Below are 23,647 nucleotides of genomic sequence, written 5' to 3' on the forward strand. Positions count from 1 at the left end.
TCAGCCCTTCCCGAGGAGCAGGCGGGCTTCGCCCACCGTGATGACGGAACCGGTGACGAGGACGCCACCGCCGGCGAACTCGCCCTCCTCCTCCGCGAGGGTGATCGCGGCCTCCAGCGCGTCCGGCAGCCGCGGCTCGACCTGGACGCGCTCCTCGCCGAAGACCTCGACGGCCAGCGCGGCCAGCTCGTCGGCGTCCATGGCGCGGTGAGTGGAGTTCTGGGTGACCACGACCTCCGCGAAGACGGGCTCGAACGCCTCCAGCAACCCCCGAACGTTCTTGTCGCCGCTGGCGCCGACGACCCCGATCAGACGGCTGAACTGGAACGCCTCCCCGAGTGCGTCGGCGGTGACACGCGCGCCCGCCGGGTTGTGCGCGGCGTCCAACACGACGGTCGGCGACCGGCGCACGACCTCCAGGCGGCCGGGCGAGGCCACGGACGCGAACGCCTTGCGCACCGTCTCCAGGTCCAGCGGCTCCGCCCGCTGCGCCCCCACTCCGAAGAACGCCTCCACCGCGGCGAGCGCGACGGCCGCGTTGTGCGCCTGGTGGGCGCCGTGCAGCGGGAGGTAGACCTCGGTGTACTCGCCGCCCAGACCGTGCAGCGTCATCAGCTGCCCGCCGACGGCGACCTGCCTCGCCGCGACCCCGAACTCCAGGCCCTCCCGGGCCACGGTCGCGTCGACCTCGACGGCCTTCTTCAGCAGCACCTGCGCGGCGTCCACCGGCTGCTGCGCCAGGATCACGGTGGCGTCCGGCTTGATGACCCCCGCCTTCTCCCCGGCGATCTCCGCGGTCGTCCCGCCGAGCCGGTCGGTGTGGTCCAGGTCGATGGGCGTCACGACGGCGACGTCCCCGTCGATCACGTTGGTGGCGTCCCAGGAGCCGCCCATGCCGACCTCGACGACGGCCACGTCGACCGGTGCGTCGGCGAACGCCGCGTAGGCCATGCCGGTGAGCACCTCGAAGAAGGACAGCCGGTACTCCTGCGAGGAGTCGACCATCTCGACGTACGGCCGGATGTCGCGGTAGGTCTCGATGAACCGTTCCGCCGTGATCGGCGCGCCGTCCAGGCTGATCCGCTCGGTGATCGACTGCACGTGCGGCGAGGTGTAGCGGCCGGTGCGCAGCTCGAAGGCGTTGAGCAGGGCCTCGATCATGCGGGCCGTGGAGGTCTTGCCGTTGGTTCCGGTGATGTGGATCGACGGGTACGCCCGCTGCGGCTCCCCCAGGACGTCCATGAGCGCGGCGATCCGGCTCACCGAGGGCTCCAATTTGGTCTCGCCCCAGCGGGTGGCCAGCTCCGCCTCGACCTCGCGCAGCGCGTTGTCGACCTCCGGGTCCTCCGGCCGTCCGGGCACGTCGGCCGGCGGCGGGCCGCCCTGGGTACGCAGGGTGCGGCTGCCGGCCTCGATCACGGCGAGGTCGGGGTCACGGTCGGTCTCGGCCGCGACGATCCCGTCGAAGGAGTCGAGGGGGTCGGGCTGGTCGTTCTGGTCGTTGGTGCCGGGGATGTCGCTCACAGGGCCAGTCTACGGAGCCCGGCCGGCGAAGGTGGGCGACGGCCCCGGGGCTGCGTGCGCAGTCCCGGGGCCGTCGCCTGCCGCGGTCTCGGGGATCACTGCGGCGGCAGCTTCTCCAGCTGGGCCTGGATGCGGGCGATGTCCTCGTCGGCCTTGGCCAGGCGGGTGCGGATCTTGTCCACGACGTGGTCGGGGGCCTTGGCCAGGAACGCCTCGTTGCCCAGCTTGGCCTCGGCCTGCTGGCGTTCCTTCTGGGCCGCGGCGAGGTCCTTGGCCAGGCGCTTGCGCTCCGCGGCCACGTCGATCGTGCCGGACAGGTCCAGGGCGACCTCCGCGCCGGCGATGGGCAGGGTGGCCGTCGCCGTGAAGGCGTCGCCCTCCGGCTGCAGGCGCAGCAACTGGCGGATGGCGGCCTCGTGCGGCGCCAGCGCCGTACCGCCCAGGGACAGCCGGGCCGGGACCCGCTGGCCCGGCTGGAGGCCCTGGTCGGCGCGGAAACGGCGGACCTCGGTGATGACGGTCTGGAGCGTCTCGATCTCCCGCTCCGCCGCCGTGTCGCGGAAGCCGCTGTCCGCGGGCCAGTCGGCGACGACGACCGACTCCCCGCCGGTGAGGGTGGTCCACAGGGTCTCGGTGACGAACGGGACCACGGGGTGCAGCAGCCGGAGCGTGACGTCGAGGACCTCGCCCAGGACCCGCTTGCTGACCTCGGCCGCCTCGCCGCCGGCCTGGAAGACCGTCTTCGACAGCTCGACGTACCAGTCGAAGACCTCGTCCCACGCGAAGTGGAACAGGGCGTCGGACAGCTTGGCGAACTGGAAGTCGTCGTAGTACGCGTCGACTTCGGCGACGACGGAGTTGAGCCGGGAGAGGATCCAGCGGTCCGTCGGCGACATCTGCGCGGCGTCCGGCAGCGGGCCCTCGACCGTGGCGCCGTTCATCAGCGCGAAGCGCGTGGCGTTCCAGATCTTGTTGGCGAAGTTGCGCGAACCCTGGACCCAGTCCTCGCCGATCGGGACGTCGACGCCGGGGTTGGCGCCGCGCGCGAGGGTGAACCGGAGGGCGTCGGAGCCGTACTTGTCCATCCAGTCCAGCGGGTTGACCGCGTTGCCGAAGGACTTCGACATCTTCTTGCCGAACTGGTCGCGGACCATGCCGTGCAGGGCGATGGTGTGGAACGGCGGGGTGCCGTCCATCGCGTACAGGCCGAACATCATCATCCGGGCGACCCAGAAGAAGAGGATGTCGTAGCCGGTGACGAGGACGGAGTTGGGGTAGAACTTGCCGAGCGACTCGGTCTGTTCGGGCCAGCCGAGGGTCGAGAACGGCCACAGGCCCGAGGAGAACCAGGTGTCGAGGACGTCCGTGTCCTGGCGCCAGCCCTCCGCCTCGGTGCCGGGCGGCTCCTCGTCGGGGCCGACGCAGACGACCTCGCCGCCGGGGCCGTACCAGACGGGGATGCGGTGGCCCCACCACAACTGACGCGAGATGCACCAGTCGTGGAGGTTGTCGACCCAGTCGAAGTACCGCTTCTCCATCTCCTGCGGATGGATCTTGACCTTGCCGTCGCGGACGGCGTCGCCGGCCGCCTTCGCCAGCGGGCCGACCTTGACCCACCACTGCATGGACAGGCGCGGCTCGACGGTGGTCTTGCAGCGCGAGCAGTGGCCGACGGAGTGGGCGTAGGGCCGCTTCTCGGCGACGATCCGGCCCTCGGCACGCAGCGCGGCGACGATGGCGGAGCGGGCCTCCAGGCGGTCCAGGCCCTGGAAGGGGCCGTGAGCCGTGATGACCGCGTGCTCGTCCATGACCGTCAGGGACGGGAGGTCGTGACGCCGGCCGATCTCGAAGTCGTTCGGGTCGTGCGCCGGGGTGACCTTGACGGCGCCGGTGCCGAACGCGGGATCGACGTGCGTGTCCGCGACGACCGGGATGGAGCGGTCGGTCAGCGGCAGCTTCACGGTCCTGCCGACGAGGTGCCGGTAGCGCTCGTCGTCGGGATGGACGGCGACAGCGGTGTCGCCGAGCATGGTCTCGGCACGGGTGGTGGCCACGACGATGGACTCGTCGCCGTCGCCGTAGCGCATGGACACGAGCTCGCCGTCGTCGTCCTGGTACTCCACCTCGATGTCCGAGATCGCGGTGAGGCACCGGGGGCACCAGTTGATGATGCGCTCGGCGCGGTAGATCAGCTCGTCGTCGTACAGCCGCTTGAAGATGGTCTGGACGGCCTGGGAGAGGCCCTCGTCCATGGTGAAGCGCTCACGGGACCAGGCGACGCCGTCGCCGAGACGCCGCATCTGCCCGGAGATCTGTCCGCCGGACTCGCCCTTCCACTGCCAGACCCGCTCGACGAACGTCTCACGGCCCAGGTCGTGCCGGGACTTGCCCTCCTTGGCCAGCTCCCGCTCGACGACGTTCTGCGTGGCGATGCCGGCGTGGTCCATGCCGGGCTGCCACAGCGTCTCGTACCCCTGCATCCGCTTGCGCCGGGTCAGGGCGTCGATGAGGGTGTGCTCGAAGGCGTGCCCCAGGTGCAGGCTGCCCGTGACGTTCGGCGGCGGGATGACGACGGTGAACGGCGGCTTGTCGCTCTTGGCGTCGGCCTCGAAGTAACCCCGCTCCACCCAGCGCTCGTACAGCGGCCCCTCTACGTCGGCCGGCGCGTACTGGGTCGGCAGTTCTGTGGTGGGCGCTGGTGGCTGCTGCTGAGCGTTATCGGTCACGGAGTCAGTTTAGAGGCGTCACGACGGTGTCCCGAAACGCGTTTGTTCTGTAACGGTGGGCCCCCCGCCGCCGTGTGTGCGGGATGCCTGGGCCAGGATGTCAAAGACGCATAAGCATCTGGAGGGGAACCCAGGAATGAGCCACAACCAGCCGGGCCCGTACGGCGGGCAGCCCCAGCAGCCCGGGCCGTACGGCCAGCCGGGACCTCACGGCCAGCAGCCGCAGGCCCCCCAGCCCGGCTACGGCTACCCGCAGCAGCCGCAGGCCCCCCAGCCGGGCTACGGCTACCCGCAGCAGCCGCAGGCCCCCCAGCCGGGCTACGGCCATCCCCAGCAGGCCCCGCAGGGCGTTCCGCCCCAGCCGGGCCCGTACGGCCAGGCCCCCTACGGCACCGTCCCGCAGCCGCCGGCTCCGGCGGGCGGCGGGAAGAAGACCGGGCTGATCATCGGCGCGGTCGCGGTGGTCGCGGCGATCGCGGTGGGCGCGTACTTCGTGATCGGCGGGGGCGGCGGGGGCTCCGACGTCGCGGACGACGGTCCGCACAAGCTGACGACGCCCGAGACCGTGCTGGGCGACTACAAGAAGTCCGAGAGCGACAGCAGCACCATGTCGGACGAGGACATGAAGGACGCCGAGAAGTGGGGTGTGCACAACCCCAAGGACGTCAGCGCCGCGTACCAGGCGGGCGACGCGGACAACCCGCTGAGCCAGCGGATGATCCAGTTCGGCGGCGTCTACGGCACGATCGACGACCCCGAGAAGACCGTCGACGCGATGTTCGCCTACATGAAGACGCAGAGCAAGGACGGCGGCAACGACGACGACGTCACGCTGGTCGGCGAGCCGAAGAAGTACAAGCCGGCATCGCTGGACGGGGCGGTCCTCAAGTGCCAGCAGGCGAAGGTCGACAACTCCGACGGGGGTGCCGGCCAGCCGAAGGAGATGAGCATGTCGGTCTGCATCTGGGGCGACCACAGCACGCTCGGCTTCGTCATGCCGATGGAGTTCGCCAACCTCGCGGCCGGCAAGAGCGCCGACCCGGAGGCCGACGCCGAACTGGCGGCCAAGCTGCGCAAGGCGGTCCGCGTCAAGGCCTGACGCCTCGGCGGAAACGACGGAAGGGGCCCCGGTCGACCGGGGCCCCTTCCGTCGTGCCGCTACGCGGACTTCTGCTCGCCCGAGCCGCGCCCGCGCGCGTCGCGCGGGATGAGGGTCGGGTTGACGTTGGAGTGGACGACGTCCGCCGTGATGACGACCCGCGCGACGTCCTTGCGCGACGGCACCTCGTACATCACGGACATCAGGACCTCTTCCATGATGGCCCGCAGACCCCGCGCGCCGGTCTGGCGGAGGATGGCCTGGTCGGCGATGGCCTCCAGTGCCTCGCGCTCGAAGTCCAGCTCCACGCCGTCGAGTTCGAAAAGGCGCTCGTACTGCTTGACCAGTGCGTTGCGCGGCTCGACGAGGATCTTCAGCAGTGCCTCGCGGTCCAGGTTGTGGACCGAGGTGATCACGGGGAGGCGGCCGATGAACTCCGGGATCATGCCGAACTTGACCAGGTCCTCCGGCATGACCTCCTCGAACATGTCCTTGGACTCGATCTCGCGCTTGGACCGGATCGTCGCTCCGAAGCCGATGCCCTTGGCACCCGCCCGGGACTCGATGATCTTCTCCAGGCCGGCGAAGGCACCGCCCACGATGAACAGCACGTTCGTCGTGTCGATCTGGATGAACTCCTGGTGGGGGTGCTTGCGGCCGCCCTGCGGCGGCACCGACGCCGTGGTGCCCTCCAGGATCTTCAGCAGCGCCTGCTGGACGCCCTCGCCGCTGACGTCGCGCGTGATCGACGGGTTCTCGCTCTTACGGGCGACCTTGTCGATCTCGTCGATGTAGATGATGCCGGTCTCGGCCTTCTTGACGTCGTAGTCGGCGGCCTGGATCAGCTTCAGCAGGATGTTCTCGACGTCCTCGCCGACGTACCCGGCCTCCGTCAGCGCGGTCGCGTCGGCGATCGCGAACGGCACGTTCAGCATGCGGGCCAACGTCTGGGCGAGGAGGGTCTTGCCGGAGCCCGTGGGGCCGAGCAGCAGGATGTTCGACTTCGCCAGCTCGATCGCGTCGTCGCGCCCGCCCGCGCCGCCGTTCTCACCGGCCTGCACGCGCTTGTAGTGGTTGTACACCGCGACGGAGAGGGCCTTCTTGGCCGCCTCCTGGCCCACCACGTATCCCTCGAGGAACTCGTAGATCTCGCGGGGCTTGGGGAGCTCCTCCCAGCGCACCTCGCTGGTCTCGGCGAGCTCCTCCTCGATGATCTCGTTGCAGAGATCGATGCACTCGTCGCAGATGTACACACCGGGGCCTGCGATGAGCTTCTTGACCTGCTTCTGGCTCTTGCCGCAGAACGAGCACTTGAGCAGATCGCCGCCGTCACCGATGCGTGCCACGGTGTGCTTCCCCTTCGCCTGGGAGACGCCTGGACACGTTGCGGTCCAGCGGCTCCTGGTGCTGCCTTATGTCGACGGTACCTTGCCGGGCCCCTCGTTCGGGCCCCCCTTGGCACGGTTCACTTTGTCGTGCGCCTTGCCATGCACAGTGCCACACCGTGCCAAGGGGCGGCAGACGATACAGGTCAGAAAGACCCTGCGCGTCAGCGAACCGACGCGTTGTTCATCTTCCGGGTGGAGATGATCTGGTCGATCAGGCCGTACTGGAGCGCGTCCTCGGCCGTGAGGATCTTGTCGCGCTCGATGTCCTCGCGGATCTTCTCGATCGGCGTGGTGGAGTGCTTGGCCAGCATCTCCTCCAGCTGCGAGCGCATCCGCAGGATCTCGTTGGCCGCGATCTCCAGGTCGGAGACCTGGCCGCGGCCGGTCTCGCTGTAGGGCTGGTGGATCAGCACGCGCGCGTTCGGCAGGGCCATGCGCTTGCCGGGCGTGCCCGCGGCGAGCAGCACGGCCGCGGCGGAGGCCGCCTGGCCCATGCACACCGTCTGGATGTCCGGCTTGACGAACTGCATGGTGTCGTAGATCGCCGTGAGCGCGGTGAAGGAGCCGCCGGGGCTGTTGATGTAGACCGAGATGTCCCGGTCGGGGTCCATCGACTCCAGGCACAGCAGCTGCGCCATGACGTCGTTGGCGGACGCGTCGTCGATCTGGACGCCGAGGAAGATCACGCGCTCCTCGAAGAGCTTCGCGTACGGGTCGTACTCGCGGATGCCCTGGGAGGTGCGCTCGACGAAGCGCGGGATCACGTATCGGGACTCGGCCGAGGGGCCGGTGTACTCGGCGCGCGCACGGTCGTAGAGGCCGCTGCCGGGGAAGTCGTTCACGGTGTCTCCTGAGAGGGGCTGGGGCGGTGGCTGGGGCGGTGGGTCCAGGCGGGGCCGTAGAGGGCCGCTACGGGCCTCAGGAGCCCGCCCCGGTGCCGCCGCCGCCCGGCATGCCGGCGGCCGTGGCGATCACGTCGTCGATGAGGCCGTACTCCTTGGCCTCGTTGGCGTCGAACCAGCGGTCGCGGTCCGAGTCGCGGGTGATCTGCTCGACCGACTGGCCGGTGTGCAGGGCCGTCAGCTCGGCCATGCGCTTCTTGGTGTGCAGCAGCCGCTCGGCGTGGATCTTGATGTCCGAGGCCGATCCGGCCAGGCCGGCGGACGGCTGGTGGATCAGGATCTCGGCGTTGGGCAGCGCGAAGCGCTTGCCCGGCGTGCCCGCGCTGAGCAGGAACTGGCCCATGGAGGCCGCGAGGCCCATGGCGATCGTCACCACGTCGTTCTTGATGTACTGCATGGTGTCGTAGATCGCCATGCCGGCCGTGATCGATCCGCCGGGGCTGTTGATGTACAGGTAGATGTCCTTGTCGGGGTCGGCGGCAAGGAGCAGCAGCTGTGCGGTGATCTTGTTCGCGATGTCGTCGTCGACCGGCTGGCCGAGGAAGATGATCCGCTCGTTGAGCAGCCGGTTGTAGACATGGTCGCCGAGGCCACCGCCGATGGAGGGCTCGCCGGCGGCGGAGGGCATCAGATTCGTCACGTATCCACCTGCTCGTCTTGCGACGGCGCCGGGCCGTCTCACGTTTCCCTGCGGGCTGGAGCCGTCTCGGGGACTCCACTGCCCTCGTATTCATGGACCCTAACGCGCGGGTCCCTTCGGGGAATCCCGGAGCGGGGGGTGTTCGCCGGGGGCGTAGCGCCGCGGTTGCATTCGGTTGGCCGGGCGCCTCGGGCAGCCGGAAGCGGAGGCGCGGGACCCGGACGCTCCGGGGGCCGCGAGGTGCGGGCGACGGGGCCGGGCGGCGGCCCGCGGGGGAGCCCGGCGGGGGCCGTGCGGGCAGGCCCCCGGCCCCCGGGGTGCGAGCGGGGCCGGGTAGGCGAACGGGCCCCGGGGGCGGAGTCCCCGGGGCCCGTGTGCGGCGCTCAGAAGGCGGCGGGCTCAGCCCTCGGACTTCTCCTCGGCGGCCTCCACGGCCTCCGTGGCGGCCTCGACCTCGTCCTCGTCCTCCAGGTCGACGACCTCGCCGTCGGTGTCCTTCACCGTGGCGGCCTCGACGACCAGGGCCAGGGCCTTGCCGCGGGCGACCTCGCCGACGAGCAGCGGCACCTGGCCGCCCTCGACGACGGCCTGGGCGAACTGGTCGGGGGACATGCCGGAGGAGGCGGCACGGCGCATGAGGTGCTCGGTGAGCTCCTCCTGGTTGACGTTGAGCTTCTCGCGCTTGACGAGCTCGTCCAGGACGAACTGGGTCTTGATGCCCTTGACCGCGGCCTCGCGGGTCTCGGTCTCGAACTCCTCGGCGGTCTTGCCCTGGATCTCCAGGTACTTGTCGAGGGTCAGGCCCATCTGCCCGAGCTGGTGGTGCTCCAGGTTGTGCTGGCGGGTGTTGATCTCGTCCTCGAGGAGCTTCTCGGGAACGGGGACCTCCACCAGCTCCAGCAGCTTCTCCAGGACGCGCTCCTGGGCCTGCGTGGCCTGGTCGTACTGCTTCATGTTCGCGAGGCGCTTGCGGCTGTCGGCCTTCAGCTCCTCCAGGGTGTCGAACTCGGAGGCGAGCTGAGCGAACTCGTCGTCCAGCTCGGGGAGCTCACGCTTGGCGACCTGGCTCACCTTGACGGCGACCTCGGCCTCCTTGCCGGCCCCGGTGCCGCCCTTGAGCTCGGAGGTGAAGGTGGCCTCGCCACCGGCCTCCAGGCCCTTCACGGCGTCGTCGATGCCGTCCAGCAGCTCGCCGGAGCCGATGGTGTAGGAGACACCGGTGGCGACGCCGTCCTCCAGGACCTCGCCGTCGACCTTGGCCTCCAGGTCGACGGTGATCACGTCGCCGTCCTCGGCGGCGCGCTCGACCGGCGTGGTGGAGGCGAAGCGCTCGCGCAGCTGCTCGACCGACTTCTCGATGTCCTCGTCGGTGACCTCGACGGCGTCGACCTCGACCTCGATGGAGGAGAAGTCCTCGGGGAGCTCGAGCGCGGGGCGGATGTCGACCTCGGCGGTGAAGTTCAGCGTCTCGCCGTCCTTCAGCTCGGTGATGTCGACCTCGGGCTGGCCGAGGACGGAGAGCTCGGCCTCGTTGACCGCCTCCGTGTAGAACTTGGGAAGCGCGTCGTTGACGGCCTCCTCCAGCACGGCACCGCGACCGAACCGCTGGTCGATGACCCGGGCGGGGATCTTGCCCTTGCGGAAGCCCTTCACCGTGACCTGCTGGTTGATCTTCTTGTACGCCGCGTCGAGGCTGTCCTTGAGCTCCTCGAAGGGCACCTCGACAGTGAGCCGAACCCGGGTCGGGTTCAGGGTCTCCACGGCGCTCTTCACGGTTCGGTCTCCTTGTGGCTGACTTCTCGGTCTCTGCCGGAGCCAGACCGGCTCCGGCGGAATTCGCCGCCCGGAGGACTTCAGAGGATGAGACACACGGGCGCGCAGCTTGCATAGTAACCGCAGCCGCCGAGCCACCCAAAAGGCGATCATCACCCGGGCGCGGGGGGCGCGGCCGGCCCCGGCGACCGCCGGTCGGAACACCCCCTCCGGACCGCCCCCGAGAGGACCGGGCGCGGCTCGGAGCTCAGGGAAGGGCCGAGCGCGTCGAGCAGGTGGTCGGGGTGGCGGGATTTGAACCCACGGCCTTCCGCTCCCAAAGCGGACGCGCTACCAAGCTGCGCCACACCCCGTCTGGTGCGACACGTAGGGTACATGCCCGCAGGCGGCGGGACCTCCGCATTCGCGGAGCGCGGCGGCGGGAGCCGACGGGGTGTGCGGCGAGGGGGGCCGACCCGCTACGATGCGTGCAGCGCCGTGGCCGGTCCGGCCTGCGGCGCATACTGTGCGGGCGTAGCTCAATGGTAGAGCCCCAGTCTTCCAAACTGGCTACGCGGGTTCGATTCCCGTCGCCCGCTCTGTACGTACTCAGGGCCAGGTCGGAGGTCTCCTCCTCCGACCTGGCCCTGAGTCGTTCCCCGGGCCCCGTGCCCGGGCCGGGCGGGCGTGGACACCGGAAGTCGTCGACACACGGGCAGCCGATGAGGGGCCCGCCGCCGCGGACGGGGCCGGTGAGGTGCGGCTCGGTCGCGCCGGAAGGGTCCGGGCTCAGAAGCTGATCGAGTTGATCGTCTGGGCTATCGAGTCGAGGAAACGATTGATCGACGGGGCCACGCCGGTCGAGGCGAGGAAGAAGCCGAACAGGACGGCCACGACCACGGGGCCCGCCTTGATGGAGCCCCCACGCATCATCACCACCAGGATGATCGCCAACAGCAGCACGACGGACAGTGAAATGGCCACAACTGATCACACCCTCGGTCGGTCCGCTCTCCCGGCCGGGGGTGCAGCGCCGCACTCCCCCGCCAGGACCATCGTGCCACCAACCCGGCCACCTCATGCGGCGCGTGACACATCGCCGGGCGAACCCGCCCCACCCGCCGGTCCGGGACGCGATGCACCGCATCGCCCCGCCCGCCTCTCCCCGCGCCACCCCGCACAGTAATTCGACACACCACTCGTGGGGGTAATGACGGGAGATCATTTCTCCGCCCACACATCGTGTTCGGCGCGAATTCGCGCGGTCGGTGAAGAGGCGCGCGATGAGCCCTGATGGGCCGCCAAGTCATGACGAAGTCCGACATCACGGGCGGCAGCATCGCGCCGAATGCGGGTAGCCGCAGCGAATAACACGGAATGACCGCGGAGGTTTTGCGACCGCCGTGCGCGACGCTAGGGTGCCTCAGATGTTCCACGCCGCCACGTCCCCAGAAAAACAACAGCAGCGTCAGAACACACCGAAAGCGACCGCTTCCAGACCGCGCGACGCCTTCTTCGACAACGCCAAGTTCCTGACGATCGTCCTCGTCGCCGTCGGGCACGCCTGGGAGCCGCTCAAGGCCGACAGCCGGGCCCTGGAGGCCGCCTACCGGGTCGTGTACGCGTTCCACATGCCGGCGTTCATCATCATCTCGGGTTATTTCTCCCGTAGTTTCGACATGCGCCCGGACCGGCTCCGGCGGCTGGTGACGTCCGTCGTGGTGCCCTACGTCCTGTTCGAGATCGCCTACACCTACTTCCGGCGCGATGTCGGGCACCTGCACGACCAGCCGATCAGCCTGCTCGACCCCTGGTACCTGACCTGGTTCCTGTGTGCCCTGTTCGTCTGGCGGCTGACCTCGCCGCTGTGGCGGCTGGTGCGCCTGCCGCTGCTCCTCGCGCTCGGCATGGCCATGCTGGCGTCCGCCTCCCCCGGGATCGGCAACGACCTGGACCTGCAGCGGGTGCTGCAGTTCCTGCCGTACTTCGTCCTGGGGCTGTGCCTGCGGCCCGAGCACTTCAGGTGGGTGCGCCGGCGGGCGGTGCGCGTCCTGTCCGTCCCGGTGTTCGCGGGCGCGTTCGCCGTCGCCTGGTGGTCAGTGCCGCGCGTGGACAACTCCTGGCTCTACCACAGCGACTCCGCGCAGGAGTTGCACGCCGCCTGGTGGGCCGGGCCTGTCATGGTCCTGGTCCTCTTCGGCTGCGCGGTGCTGCTGACCGCCTGCTTCCTGTCCTGGTCGCCGGGGCGCCGGCTGTGGTGCACGGCACTCGGGGCGGGCACCCTGTACGGCTATCTGCTGCACGGCTTCCTGGCCAAGGGCAGCGACTACGCCGGCTGGTACGACCACGCCTGGCTGCACGGGCCCGCCGGCGAGATCCTGGTCACCGTCCTCGCCGCGACAGCCGTGACGCTGCTGTGCACGCCGCCGGTGCAGCGGCTCTTCCGGTTCGCGATGGAGCCGCGGATGGAGTGGGCGTTCCGCCGGGAGGAGGCCGGACCGGCCCGCGAGCGGGAGCAGTCCGGGCGGGCGCCGGTACGCGAACGGGAGAAGGCCAGCGCGTAGGGCTCAGTCCGCGTCAGGTGCCAGGCCGAGGAGGGCCCGCATACGGACGTACTTGGCGGTCAGCCGGGTGCGGGTGGCCGGGTCGAGGGCGGCGAGCCGGACCGGGTCGGCGTTGTGCGCCAGGTCGGCCTCCTTCACCAGGAGGGCTCCCGGGGTGTCGAGGATCCGCTGCGCGTAGGCCTCCGGGAGTTCCGCCGGCTGCCGGGTGAGCGCGCGCACGATGTCCTTCGTGCGCCGGGTCAGGGCCGCTCGGTCCAGCCATTGTGCGCTGAGGGCGTCGTCCTCGACCGCGTCGTGCAGCCAGGCCGCCGCGATCTGCTCGGCGTCGCCGCCCCGGGCCCGCACGCCGTCGGCGACGGCCCGCAGATGCTCGGCGTAGGGCCGTCCCGCCTTGTCCGTGAGGCCCTCGTGGGCGGCGCGGGCGACGGCCTCCACCTGGGCCGGGGACAGGACGGACTCGGGCTCGGTCATGTCGTCAGTGTGGCAGCGGCGGGCGGGCCGCGCCGAGTCGCCGGCGGTTCTCACCGCACCGCGGTCGCCGTGGGCCCCTCGCGGCAGATCAGCAGCAGCGCGCGGTCGTCGTTGACGTCCTTGGCCACCGCCTCGATCAGGTGCCAGGCGGCGCCGTGGAAGCCACCGGTGACATAGCGGTCGGCCTCGCCGGTGAGGCGGTCGATGCCCTCGACGATGTCCCGGTCGGAGGTCTCGACGAGGCCGTCGGTGAACAGCATCAGGACGTCACCGGGGCGCAGGGAGCCCTTGACCGGGTCGAACTGGGCTCCGTCGTACACACCCAGCAACGGCCCCTCCGCCGCCTTCTCCTCCCAGCGGCCGCTGCCGGCGCTGAGCTGGAGGCCGGGGGGATGGCCCGCGGAGTACAGCTCGTAGTCGCCCGAGTCGAGGTCCAGGACCAGGTGGATGGAGGTGGCGAAGCCCTCCTCCCACTCCTGGCGGAGCAGATAGCCGTTGGCGGCGGGCAGAAAGGCGTGCGGAGGCAGGCTTCCCAGGAGGCCGCCGAACGCGCCGGACAGCAGCAGGGCGCGGGAGCCCGCATCCATGCCCTTGCCCGAAACATCGGTGAGGACGACTTCGAGGGTACGGCCGCCGCCGGTGCGCGCGGCGACCACGAAGTCGCCGGAGAAGGACTGCCCGCCGGCCGGGCGCAGTGCCATCTCGTGGTGCCAGCTGCGGGGCAGCCGGGGCAGCTTGCTCTGCACGCGGATGCGTTCACGCAGGTCGAACAGCATGGTGCCGCCGCGTCTCCAGGGCACCCCGACCCGGCTGCGGAACTGGGCGATCAGCAGGCCGACGAACCCGCAGGCGGCGACCACCAGTACGACGCCGGGCGTGACCCGGGACGATCCCTGGGTGTACGGCCCGAGCCGCACCGACTCCACGATCAGCGCGGTGGCCGCGGCCGCGTACAGGCCGAGCAGGCTGGCCGGACGCAGCAGGAGACCGCCCGCGACGATCGGCAGCACCAGCGCGGCCGGGGAGCACCACACCGGGTCGGCCAGGGTCAGGCTCGCGATCAGCGGGATGGTGAGGAAGAGACCGGCCAGGGCGATCCAGTCCGAGCCGTCGCCGCGGAAGTAGTCCACCGCGGCCCGGCGCACGCCGACGCGGGCCCGGTGCCACTGCATCTTCCACCGGGCCGTGAACGTCTCGCCGGCTGCACGCCGTCCTCGTCCTGCTGCCATTAGTTCGGGACCCTATCCATCCGACCGGCTGCTTGGCACGGGAGGTCCCACTTGTCCCCCGTCCGGGGTTCGCCTCCCCAGTGAACTGCACCCCGGGCCGCCGCACCGCGGTGAGGGTGAAATTCGCTGGATCGCCCGTAATGATGCTGATAGGCATGGCCCATGGCGACTGACTGGACGGCGGATCCCCGGGCTGACCTGCGAGTGTTGCAGAAGGACGACTGGGACCCGTGGTACGACAACTTGCTCCGCGCCTTCGGCGGAGTGGTGGAGACGGCCGAGGAGCGCGCGCTGTGGCGGGCGCTCTCCGAGCTCGACCGGTTCATCGGGGCCTGGGACGGGGACGCCGTCGTGGGGACGGCGGGGGCGTTCTCCTTCCGGATGACCGTCCCGGGCGGGGCCGTGGTACCGACGGCGGGCATCACCGCGGTGAGTGTGGCCGCGACGCACCGCCGGCGCGGAGTGCTGACGTCGATGATGCGACGGCAACTGGACGACGTCCGCGGATGGGGGGAGCCGCTGGCGGTGCTGACCGCCTCCGAGCCCGCGATCTACGGCCGGTTCGGGTACGCCGCCGCGTCGTACGAGGTCAGCGCCGAGATCGACACCGCTCGGGTGTCGCTGTCGGTGCCGGCCGGCACCGACGGCGTACGGCTGCGGTACGCGGAGCCCGCCGACGTCCTCGACGCCTGCGAGGCGGTGTACGCCCGCGTGGTGACCCGGCGGCCCGGGATGCTGGCCCGGCACCGGCCCGGTTGGGAGCGGCTCGGGCTGCTGGATCCGGAGAGCGCGCGGGACGGCGCGTCGGCGCTGCAGTGCGTGGTCGCCGAGCGGGACGGCGAGGTCGTGGGGTACGCCCGGTTCCGGACCCGGATGGGGTGGGGCGTCAGCGGGCACGACGGCACGGTGGCGCTGAAGGAGCTGGCCGGGCTCGATCCGGCGGCGGAGGCGGCGCTGTGGCGGTTCCTGTTCGGCATCGACCTGATGACGACCCTGCAGGTGCGCGGGCGGCCGGTGGACGAGGCATGGCAGCACCGGGTGTCGGACATCCGGCGGTGCCTCCCGCGGCTGCGGGACGGGCTGCACCTGCGGCTGGTGGACGTCGGTGCGGCGCTGGCGGCGCGCACCTACCAGGCGCCGGTGGATGTGGTGGTGGACGTCGAGGACGCGTTCTGCCCCTGGAACGAGGGGCGTTGGCGGCTGTCCGGCGACCCGAAGGGGGCGTCCTGCGAGCGGACCCGGGACACCCCGGATCTCTCCTTGTCCGTGCGGGAGTTGGGCGCGGCGTATCTCGGCGGCGTCTCACTGGCGTCGCTCGCGGCGGCCGGACGGGTACGGGAGTTGCGGCAGGGCGCGGTGCAGGAGGCGGCCGTGGGGTTCGGGTCGGCGGTGGCACCGTGGCTGCCGCACGGTTTCTAGGGCCGCGGCGGCACTGGTGCCGTGACCGGGAGACGTCCGCCGGGTGGGGCGCCGCGTGCGGGGGCGGGCGGAGCTCCGTGCGCCCGCGCGGGGCGTCGGCAGGCGGGCCGGTACGCGCACGGCCACCGTGAGCGCTCCGTGCGCCCGCGCGGGGCGTCAGCCGGACTGGCAGGTGGGGCACCAGAAGAGGTTGCGGGCGGCGAGGCCGGCGGTGCGGATCTCGCCGCCGCAGATGTGGCAGGGGCGGGCGGCCCGACGGTAGACGTACACCTCGCCGCCGTGGTCGTCGACGCGGGGCGGGCGGCCCATCGCCTCCGGGGTGTGTTCCGGCCGGACGGTGTCGATGCGGTTCAGCCGTACGCCCTCGCGCATCAGATCGGCCAGGTCGGCCCAGATCGCCTCCCACTCGGCGGGGGTGAGGGACCGGCCGGCCCGGTAGGGGTCGACGCCGTGCCGGAAGAGCACCTCGGCACGGTAGACGTTGCCGACTCCGGCGACGACCTTCTGGTCCATCAGCAGGGCGGCGACGGTCGTGCGGCTGCGGGAGATCCTGCGGTAGGCGACGGCCGGGTCGGCGTCCTCGCGCAGCGGGTCCGGGCCGAGGCGGTCGTGTATCGCCTGCTTCTCGGCTCCGGTGATCAGGGCGCAGGTGGTGGGCCCGCGCAGATCGGCGTACGCCGTCCGGTTCGCCAGGCGGAGGCGGACGGTGTCGGTGGGCGGCGGTGCCGGGGCGTCACCGATGGTGACCTTGCCGAACAGGCCGAGGTGGATATGGACCCAGTCGGCCTCGCGGAAGCGGAGGAAGAGGTGCTTGCCGTGGGCCTCGGTGGCGGTGAGCGGCGCACCGTCGAGCAGGTCGGCGGCGTCGGAGAACTTGCCCTGGGGGCTGGTCACCCGCGGGGCCGTGCCGGAGAAGCGGCCGGCGTAGTCGTACGCCAGCCGGTGGATCGTGTGCCCCTCTGGCACGGCTGCTGTTCCTTCCCGCCCCGGCAGGGCGCTGTCAGTCCTGCTGCGGGTGGTGCGCCGGGATCGGGGGAAGCTCGCCCGTGGTCTCGTACGCGGACAGCATGTCGATGCGGCGCACATGGCGCTCGTCGCCGGAGAAGGGCGTGTTGAGGAAGATCTCGACGAACTTGGTCGCCTCCTCGACGGTGTGCATGCGCGCGCCGACGGCGACGACGTTGGCGTTGTTGTGCTGGCGGCCGAGCGACGCCGTCTCCTCGCTCCAGGCGAGTGCGGCCCGCACTCCCTTGACCTTGTTCGCGGCGATCTGCTCGCCGTTGCCGGAGCCGCCGATCACGATGCCGAGGGCATCGGAGTCCGCGGCGGCCCGCTCGGCGGCGCGGAGGCAGAACGGCGGGTAGTCGTCCTGGGCGTCGTAGATGTGGGGACCGCAGTCCACGGGGTCGTGGCCCGCGGCCTTCAGCCACTCGACGAGGTGGTTCTTGAGTTCGAAGCCGGCATGGTCCGAGCCGAGATACACGCGCATGGGATGAGTGTGACATGCGGCGCGCGCGGCGGCAGCGTCGGGTTCTCGGCCCACAACATCCAAGTCCAGCCAAAGAACCTCAGGAAAACCTCAAATAACGATCAGGATTCAAAGGTTTTCGAATAGCGTTACCTCAGATTCACTGGTCCGCGCCCGTACACCGCTCGTACGGCACACCGATCAAGCGGCGCAAAGGAATTCCGTCCATGACCTCGCAGCCGACCCTGACCGAGGCCCAAGGTGGCCATGGAAGCCCCGGCGAAGCCGGTGGCTCCGGCACCGGCTCCGGCCTTCAGGCAGGACTCAAGAACCGTCACCTGTCGATGATCGCCATCGGAGGTGTGATCGGCGCCGGCCTCTTCGTCGGCTCCAGCTCCGGTATCGCCACCGCCGGCCCCGGCATCCTCCTCTCCTACGCCCTCGTCGGCACGCTCGTGGTGCTGGTGATGCGGATGCTGGGCGAGATGTCCGCGGCCGATCCGACCTCCGGCTCCTTCTCCGCACACGCCGACCGCGCGCTCGGGCCCTGGGCCGGGTTCTCCATCGGCTGGCTCTACTGGTTCTTCTGGGTCGTCGTCCTCGCCGTCGAGGCGACCGCCGGCGCCAAGATCCTCGAAGGGTGGATCCCCGCCGTCCCGCAGTGGGGCTGGGCCCTGATCGTGATGCTGGTCCTCACCGCCACCAACCTCGTCTCCGTGGGCTCCTACGGCGAGTTCGAGTTCTGGTTCGCCGGCATCAAGGTCGTCGCGATCGGCGCGTTCATCGTCGTCGGCGGCCTGGCCGTGTTCGGTGTGCTGCCCGGCGTCGACAGCGACAAGGCCGGCCTGTCCAACCTGACCGCCCACGGCGGCTTCCTGCCCAACGGGCCCGGCGCCGTCCTGACCGGCGTGCTGCTCGTCGTCTTCTCCTTCATGGGCAGCGAGATCGCGACCCTCGCAGCCGGCGAGTCGGAGGACCCGCAGCGGGCCGTCACCAAATCGACCAACAGCATCATCTGGCGCATCGGCGTGTTCTACCTGGGGTCGATCCTCGTCGTCGTGTCGCTGCTGCCGTGGAACGACAAGGCCATCCGGGACGAGGGCTCCTACGCCGCCGCCCTCGACTCCCTCGGTATCGCGCACGCCGGACAGATCATGAACTTCATCGTGCTGACGTCGGTGCTGTCCTGCCTCAACTCCGGGCTCTACACGGCGTCCCGGATGGCCTTCTCGCTCGGCGAGCGGGGCGACGCCCCGAAGGCGTTCGCCCGGACCACCGGCCGCGGTGTGCCCCGGACGGCCATCCTGGTCTCGGTCGTCTTCGGCTTCGCCGCCGTGTTCTTCAACTACAAGTTCCCCGACACCGTCTTCCTGTTCCTCGTCAACTCCTCCGGTGCCGTCGCCCTCTTCGTCTGGCTCGTGATCTGCTTCTCGCAGCTGCGGATGCGGAGGATCATCCAGCGGGAGGCGCCCGAGAAGCTCGTGGTGCGGATGTGGCTCTACCCGTACCTGACCTGGGCCGCCGCCGGGCTCATCGTGTTCGTCCTCGGCTACATGCTCACGGACACCGAGCACGACGGCCGGGAGACGGTGCTCCTGTCCCTGCTCGTGGCGGCGATCGTCCTCGTCGTCGCGGTGGTCAAGGCCCGGGTGGCCACGTCCCGTTCCCGGGAGGAGATCCCGGCCGACTGACGCGCCGGTCCGTCCCGGGAAACGACGGACAGGAGGGGGAAGGCGTCCCGCAACGCGGGGCCTCTTCCCCCTTCTGTCCTTCTTCTCATCCCTCTTGCCTCTCCCTTGCTTCCTTTGCTTCCTTCGTGCTTCCGTCTGTGCCCTCTTGCCTCCACCTCTGCCTTCCTGCCTTCCTGCCTTCCTTCTCCTCGCTCCGCCCCGCCTACAGGACCGTGAAGCTCTCCTTCACCTGCTCGTAGACCATCAGCGCCCGGTTCCCGGCGCCCGGTTGGTACCAGGTGTTCACCTGGTAGGACTTGCCGCCCGCGTCGAAGCCGAGCAGGCGGGCGTGCCAGGGGATGCCGTCCAGGGTGAAGGTGTACTCCCACACGACGGCCGGGTGGCCGCGGTACGTCGTCTCCTCCAGGCGGATCTTCACGTAGTCGCGGCCCTGGTGGGCGTTCTGTTCCGACCGCTGCCAGGTCTCCATCAGGTTGCCCCGGGCCAGGGAGGACTTGGCCGCCAGTTCCTGGCTGCCGTCCGGGGACGTGTAGTGCACCTCGGAGCCCGTCTTCACGTCCCGGCGCCATCCCGCGGGCGTCGCCCACGCGTACCCGCCGGCCTCCTCGTGCGCACCCGGGGGCAGGCTCGGCGGCCTGGAGGTACCCGCCACAGTGGGCGCGGAGTTGCCCGGATCCGGCGACGGCGACGGCGACGGCGACGGCGACGGGAACTCCCCCGAAGGGGCGGCTGACGTGACCGGCGGCGTAGAGGCGGGGGCGCCCGCCCGGCCGTCCGGTCCGCCCGTCGCCGGCAGCACGATCGCCGCGACCGCCCCGGCCGCGACCACGCCCACCGCTGCGATCAGGGCCGTGCGGCGCCGCCCGCGCCCGGGATCGGCGGGGACCGCGGGGCCGGGCGGTTCGCCCGGGGGCGGGGCCGGGTGGCTGCCCGGCGCGGACGGCGGAAGAGAGGCCCGGCGGGTGGGGACGGGACGCCGTTCGCTCCGGGCGGGTGCTCGGGTGAGGGAGACACCGGGCCCCGGCCCGGGACGGGGGCGGGGACCGGTGGGTGGAGCGTGGTGGACCGGCCCCGTGGGCGGATGTGTCTCCAGGCTGCTCCCGCCCGGGTCTTCGGCGGGCGGGACGAAAGGTGCGGGTACGGACGGGCCCGGAGCGCGGGCGGCGGACCCGGGAGTGGGAGTGGTGGACGCGGGAGAGGTGGCGGGTGTGGAGGAGGGGGGGCCGGTGGCCGGGGGCGGTGGGTCGGCCGGTGCCGCGGCAGCCGGGCTCCCGGCGGACGGCGGTCCCGCAAGCGGATGCGCCGAGCCGTCCGGGGTGGAGCGGGTCCGCGATGACGGATCCGCGCCCGCCGGTGCCGGACGGCTGGTCCGGGGGCCGTGCCGCCCGGGTATCGCGTCCTGCACCCGCTCCGGGCCGCTCCCCGGCTCCGGCCGGGAGTGCGGCTGCCGCGGATCGGGCGGCGGGGGGACGCCGGCGGCGTCCAGGGAGACGGGCGCGGGCTCCTCGTCCGGCCGGGACCGCTCGGCGGGTGCGGGCGCTTCCGCCCGGGGCGGCATCGGCACGGGGCCCGACGCACCCGCGGGTGCCGTGGACCCCGTCGGGCCGGTGGCACCCAGGCCCCCGGAGGGCGCCTCTCCCACGTCACCGCAGGACGTCGTCCCCGAGTCCCGCGCGGGCCCACCGGCCTCCACGCCTCCCGAGGTCCCCGTGCCGCCCTGGTCTCCGGCGGCCTCCGCAACTCCCGTGTTCACCGCGCGCCCCGCACCGTCCGTGCCGCTCGGGGCGTCCGGTCCGCCCGCCGCACTCGGCGCGTCCGGTCCGCCCGCCGCACTCGGCGCACGCGGCACACCCCGGTCGCCGGGGCCGTCCAGGGCCCCGGCGGCCCCCGCCGCCCCCTCGGTTCCCTCCGCCTCCGCAGGCCCGGAGCCCTGGCGCCCCTCGCCGCGCTCCGGCCGCTCGCCCGCCGCCCCGCCGAGTCCGGGCGGCGCCGGCAGTGTCGGGGGCGGCGGGGGGAAGGCGACCAGGTGCAGGGTCGACTCCAGGCGGGCCAGACCGGGGCGGGCCTCCGGCTCCTTCTGCAGCAGGGCGGTCAGGATGCCCGCCAGGGGTCCCGCCGTGGCGGGGATCTCGGGCTCTTCGTAGAGCACGGCGTGGAGGGTGGCGAGGGTCGTCTCGCGGGAGAAGGGGGACCGGCCCGCCAGGGCCGCGCACAGCGTCGCACCGAGGGACCACACGTCGGACGGCGGGCCCTGGACACGGCCCGTGACGCGCTCGGGAGCCATGTAGTCGGGCGAGCCGACCAGCATGCCGACCATGGTGAGCGCCTTGGCGTCCTGGATCGCGGCGATGCCGAAGTCCGTGAGGACCGCCCGGTCCGCGTCGGCGTCGACCAGGACGTTGCCGGGCTTGATGTCGCGGTGGAGCACCCCCCGCGCGTGGACCTGACGGAGTGCCGCGACGAGTCCGAGCCCGATGCGGGCGGTGGCGCGCGGGCCGAGTGCTCCCTCATCGGCCATGATCCGGTCAAGGGAGCGTCCCGTGACCAACTCCATGACGATCCACAGGCGCTCGCCCTCGTCGACGACGTCGTAGACGCGGACGACGTTGGGGTGGTCGATGCGGGCGGTGGCCCTGGCCTCGCGCAGGGTGCGCTCGCGCCGGGTCCGGGTGTCCTCGGTGTCGAGGCCGTCGATGCGCATCTCCTTCACGGCGACCAGGCGGTCGAGCACCTCGTCGACCGCCCGCCACACCCGGCCCATTCCCCCCTGCCCGATGCTCTCGACCAGCCGATAGCGTCCGGCCACCTGCGCCCCGGGCACACCGCCCCGGCTCGCGTTTCCGCCGCCACCCGCGTTTCCCGCGTTTCCCGCGTTTCCTGAATTTCCCGCGTTTCCCGCGTTTCCCGCCAATGCGCCGCACCCCCTCGACGACCGCCCCTACTGAAACACAATGGCCACAGTTCGTGCCGTACCAGCATAGTGCGGAGAAATCTTGTGGTACCTCTTCAAGTACTGCGAATTCAGGCGCAGTCCAGGGGGACGCAAGGGGGACGAACATGAGTTCTCGTCGCACGACGGCGATCACGGGATCGCTGGCCATGGCATCTTTCTCCGCGGTGATGATCCTCTCCTTCACCGCGCACGCCGATGACCAGCAACCCGGAAGCGGCAAGGGAGGAAAAGTCGTCGACAAGGCGCCGGCGGGCGTACAGATCACCACGCTGCTGCCCGAGAAGATCTCGGTCGACAACAGCTCGCACAAAACGGCGATCACGGCCACCGTGAAGAACGAGGGGACCAAGGACAGCGAAGACATCCGACTTCTGGTGGTCGGTTTCGACGGCCTCGAAGTCCATTCCGTGCAGGGCTGCGCGGCCATCGCCGCAAAAGATCTGCCAAAGGGGTCGAACAGCGGCTTCAGCTGCCCGGTCGGAAAGCTCGCGGCCGGCGCGTCGAAGTCGTACGACGTCGACGCGACGTACGACCTGGGCAAGGCGGGGAAGATCTGCCTTCCCGTGCAGACGAGCGACGGGAAGAAGACGTTCTGGCAGCAGGGCCCGGTGCCGTTCGGCACGACGAACCCGTCTCCGAACGCGCCCGCGACCCCGCTGCTCCTCGGCACCGACAACAAGCCCGTCGCCCCGGGCGGCGACGCGTTGCCGAAGACGGGCGTGGGCCGCGACGTGCTGCCGCTCGGTGCGGCCGGGGCCGGTCTGGTGGCTGCCGGGGCGGCGGGGCTGTGGTGGTCGCAGCGGCGCAGGCCCGGGCAGGTGTGACGTCGGTCGCGCCGGGGGGCTCGACGGGTCCGCGTGGGGCGGACAGGACGAAGGGGCCCACCGCGCTGTCGTCCTGGGACGAGGCGGCGGGCCCCTTCGGCGGTCGGCGTGAGCCCGAGGTCACTTCCTGTCGACGAGCTTCCAGGCGGTGGGCAGCGCGCCCATCGCCAGGGCGGCCTTCAGGGCGTCGCCCAGCAGGAACGGGGTGAGGCCGGCGGCGATCGCCGCGGTGGCGGACATGCCGGTGGCGACGGCGAGGTACGGGACGCCGACGGCGTAGATGATCGCCTCGCCGAGCACCATGGTGGCCGCCATGCGCCAGACGTTCCGGTCGGCGCCGCGGCGGGCCAGCGCGCCCACCACCGTCGAGGCGAGCAGCATGCCGAGGATGTAGCCGAACGAAGGGGCCGCGGCACCGGAGGCACCGCCCGCGAACCAGGGCACGCCCGCGATGCCGGCCAGCGCGTACAGGGTGAGGGAGAGGAAGCCGCGGCCGGCACCCAGGGCGGTGCCCACGAGCAGCGCGGCGAAGGTCTGACCGGTCACCGGGACCGGGGAGCCGGGGACCGGCACGGCGATCTGGGCCGCGAGACCGGTGAGGGCGGCGCCACCCAGCACGAGCACGGCGTCGCGGACGCGGGAGGCCGGGATCAGGTCGGCGAGGACCTGGCCGACGGGGGTCCCGCCGGTTCGCGCGGAGCCGAGGTCGGAGGAAAGGGCGGGGGAGGCGGCACCGGTGCTCATGGGGACTCCGCAAGGGTCGGGGCGGTCGGGGACATCGCGACGCTATCCCAGCGCCCGCGGCGTGATCACCGTCAGCCGTCGACAAAGGGGCACGCCGGGCCTTGGTCGGCTTCCGACAACCGATGGGGGTTACACCCGGTACGGCGTGATGCCGGTCACTGAGGTCGGGTGGTCGGGCGCACCGAAGGACCCCGTGGGCACACTGTAGGGTTCCACCAAAGCACACCGTGCACGTACCGCGTCACCCTCCGCA

The 23,647-nt window shown here is 71.3% G+C and carries 18 protein-coding genes and 2 tRNA genes; 6 read left to right on the plus strand and 14 right to left on the minus strand.

Translation table 11 applies throughout. From position 1 onward, the window contains the following. Together folC and JS756_RS19855 are read right to left on the minus strand one after the other, a co-directional pair. Window positions 1-1,524 (minus strand): bifunctional tetrahydrofolate synthase/dihydrofolate synthase, encoded by a 1,524-nt coding sequence (gene folC / locus JS756_RS19850; RefSeq protein WP_205384467.1) that lies wholly within the window; start codon window positions 1,522-1,524, stop codon window positions 1-3. A gap of 95 nt (window positions 1,525-1,619) precedes the next feature. Next, complete coding sequence (locus tag JS756_RS19855; RefSeq protein ID WP_205384468.1) at window positions 1,620-4,250, minus strand: valine--tRNA ligase; 2,631 nt, start codon at window positions 4,248-4,250, stop codon at window positions 1,620-1,622. A gap of 136 nt (window positions 4,251-4,386) precedes the next feature. Here JS756_RS19855 and JS756_RS19860 point away from each other — a divergent pair, with 136 nt between their 5' ends. Next, window positions 4,387-5,349: a hypothetical protein gene (locus JS756_RS19860; protein WP_205384469.1), complete on the plus strand. Its 963-nt coding sequence runs from the start codon at window positions 4,387-4,389 to the stop codon at window positions 5,347-5,349. A 59-nt stretch (window positions 5,350-5,408) separates the two neighbouring features. Here the strand turns inward: JS756_RS19860 and clpX are convergent, their stop codons facing one another. The 5 genes from clpX to JS756_RS19885 form a co-directional block, all read right to left on the minus strand. Beyond that, window positions 5,409-6,695 carry an ATP-dependent Clp protease ATP-binding subunit ClpX gene (gene clpX / locus JS756_RS19865; protein WP_205384470.1) on the minus strand — a complete coding sequence of 429 codons (1,287 nt, stop codon included), beginning with the start codon at window positions 6,693-6,695 and terminating at the stop codon, window positions 5,409-5,411. A gap of 203 nt (window positions 6,696-6,898) precedes the next feature. Then, window positions 6,899-7,579 (minus strand): ATP-dependent Clp protease proteolytic subunit, encoded by a 681-nt coding sequence (locus JS756_RS19870; protein WP_205384471.1) that lies wholly within the window; start codon window positions 7,577-7,579, stop codon window positions 6,899-6,901. Between the two features lie 76 nt (window positions 7,580-7,655). Continuing rightward, the gene (locus tag JS756_RS19875; protein WP_205384556.1) at window positions 7,656-8,267 is read right to left on the minus strand and encodes an ATP-dependent Clp protease proteolytic subunit; all 612 of its coding nucleotides are present in this window, start codon (window positions 8,265-8,267) and stop codon (window positions 7,656-7,658) included. 411 nt (window positions 8,268-8,678) lie between these two features. Further along, complete coding sequence (tig, locus tag JS756_RS19880; RefSeq protein ID WP_205384472.1) at window positions 8,679-10,052, minus strand: trigger factor; 1,374 nt, start codon at window positions 10,050-10,052, stop codon at window positions 8,679-8,681. A gap of 276 nt (window positions 10,053-10,328) precedes the next feature. Then, window positions 10,329-10,405 (minus strand) — tRNA-Pro (locus JS756_RS19885). Window positions 10,406-10,559: 154 nt separating this feature from the next. On the opposite strand from JS756_RS19885, the gene JS756_RS19890 reads away from it, so the two are divergent. Then, window positions 10,560-10,630 (plus strand) — tRNA-Gly (locus JS756_RS19890). A gap of 190 nt (window positions 10,631-10,820) precedes the next feature. Here JS756_RS19890 and JS756_RS19895 read toward each other — a convergent pair. Then, on the minus strand, window positions 10,821-11,015 hold the full coding sequence (locus JS756_RS19895) for a hypothetical protein (RefSeq protein WP_205384473.1): 195 nt from the start codon (window positions 11,013-11,015) through the stop codon (window positions 10,821-10,823). A gap of 443 nt (window positions 11,016-11,458) precedes the next feature. On the opposite strand from JS756_RS19895, the gene JS756_RS19900 reads away from it, so the two are divergent. Next, a complete protein-coding gene (locus JS756_RS19900) occupies window positions 11,459-12,595 on the plus strand; it encodes an acyltransferase family protein (protein WP_205384474.1) in 1,137 nt (378 codons plus the stop codon). 3 nt (window positions 12,596-12,598) lie between these two features. Here the strand turns inward: JS756_RS19900 and JS756_RS19905 are convergent, their stop codons facing one another. Both JS756_RS19905 and JS756_RS19910 read right to left on the minus strand, forming a co-directional pair. Then, a complete protein-coding gene (locus tag JS756_RS19905; protein WP_205384475.1) occupies window positions 12,599-13,066 on the minus strand; it encodes an HD domain-containing protein in 468 nt (155 codons plus the stop codon). 50 nt (window positions 13,067-13,116) lie between these two features. Next, a complete protein-coding gene (locus tag JS756_RS19910; protein ID WP_205384476.1) occupies window positions 13,117-14,295 on the minus strand; it encodes a PP2C family protein-serine/threonine phosphatase in 1,179 nt (392 codons plus the stop codon). Window positions 14,296-14,457: 162 nt separating this feature from the next. On the opposite strand from JS756_RS19910, the gene JS756_RS19915 reads away from it, so the two are divergent. Continuing rightward, window positions 14,458-15,714 (plus strand): GNAT family N-acetyltransferase, encoded by a 1,257-nt coding sequence (locus tag JS756_RS19915; RefSeq protein WP_205384477.1) that lies wholly within the window; start codon window positions 14,458-14,460, stop codon window positions 15,712-15,714. Window positions 15,715-15,870: 156 nt separating this feature from the next. On the opposite strand, the gene JS756_RS19920 is transcribed toward JS756_RS19915, so the two are convergent. Then, on the minus strand, window positions 15,871-16,680 hold the full coding sequence (locus tag JS756_RS19920; protein ID WP_205384478.1) for an Fpg/Nei family DNA glycosylase: 810 nt from the start codon (window positions 16,678-16,680) through the stop codon (window positions 15,871-15,873). A 34-nt stretch (window positions 16,681-16,714) separates the two neighbouring features. Next, window positions 16,715-17,203 (minus strand): ribose-5-phosphate isomerase, encoded by a 489-nt coding sequence (locus JS756_RS19925; protein ID WP_205384479.1) that lies wholly within the window; start codon window positions 17,201-17,203, stop codon window positions 16,715-16,717. 206 nt (window positions 17,204-17,409) lie between these two features. Between JS756_RS19925 and JS756_RS19930 the strand changes: the two genes are divergently transcribed. Further along, complete coding sequence (locus tag JS756_RS19930; protein WP_205384480.1) at window positions 17,410-18,873, plus strand: amino acid permease; 1,464 nt, start codon at window positions 17,410-17,412, stop codon at window positions 18,871-18,873. Window positions 18,874-19,075: 202 nt separating this feature from the next. Here the strand turns inward: JS756_RS19930 and JS756_RS36870 are convergent, their stop codons facing one another. After that, window positions 19,076-21,679, minus strand: coding sequence for a serine/threonine-protein kinase (locus tag JS756_RS36870; RefSeq protein WP_307790812.1), 2,604 nt, complete (start codon window positions 21,677-21,679; stop codon window positions 19,076-19,078). A gap of 251 nt (window positions 21,680-21,930) precedes the next feature. Here JS756_RS36870 and JS756_RS19940 point away from each other — a divergent pair, with 251 nt between their 5' ends. Beyond that, window positions 21,931-22,650 (plus strand): LPXTG cell wall anchor domain-containing protein, encoded by a 720-nt coding sequence (locus JS756_RS19940; protein ID WP_205384481.1) that lies wholly within the window; start codon window positions 21,931-21,933, stop codon window positions 22,648-22,650. A gap of 120 nt (window positions 22,651-22,770) precedes the next feature. Here JS756_RS19940 and JS756_RS19945 read toward each other — a convergent pair whose 3' ends face one another. Then, window positions 22,771-23,394, minus strand: coding sequence for a biotin transporter BioY (locus JS756_RS19945; RefSeq protein WP_205384482.1), 624 nt, complete (start codon window positions 23,392-23,394; stop codon window positions 22,771-22,773). Between the last annotated feature and the right edge of the window lie 253 nt (window positions 23,395-23,647).

The sequence above is a fragment of the Streptomyces actuosus genome (assembly GCF_016921115.1).
Taxonomy (GTDB): domain Bacteria; phylum Actinomycetota; class Actinomycetes; order Streptomycetales; family Streptomycetaceae; genus Streptomyces; species Streptomyces actuosus_A.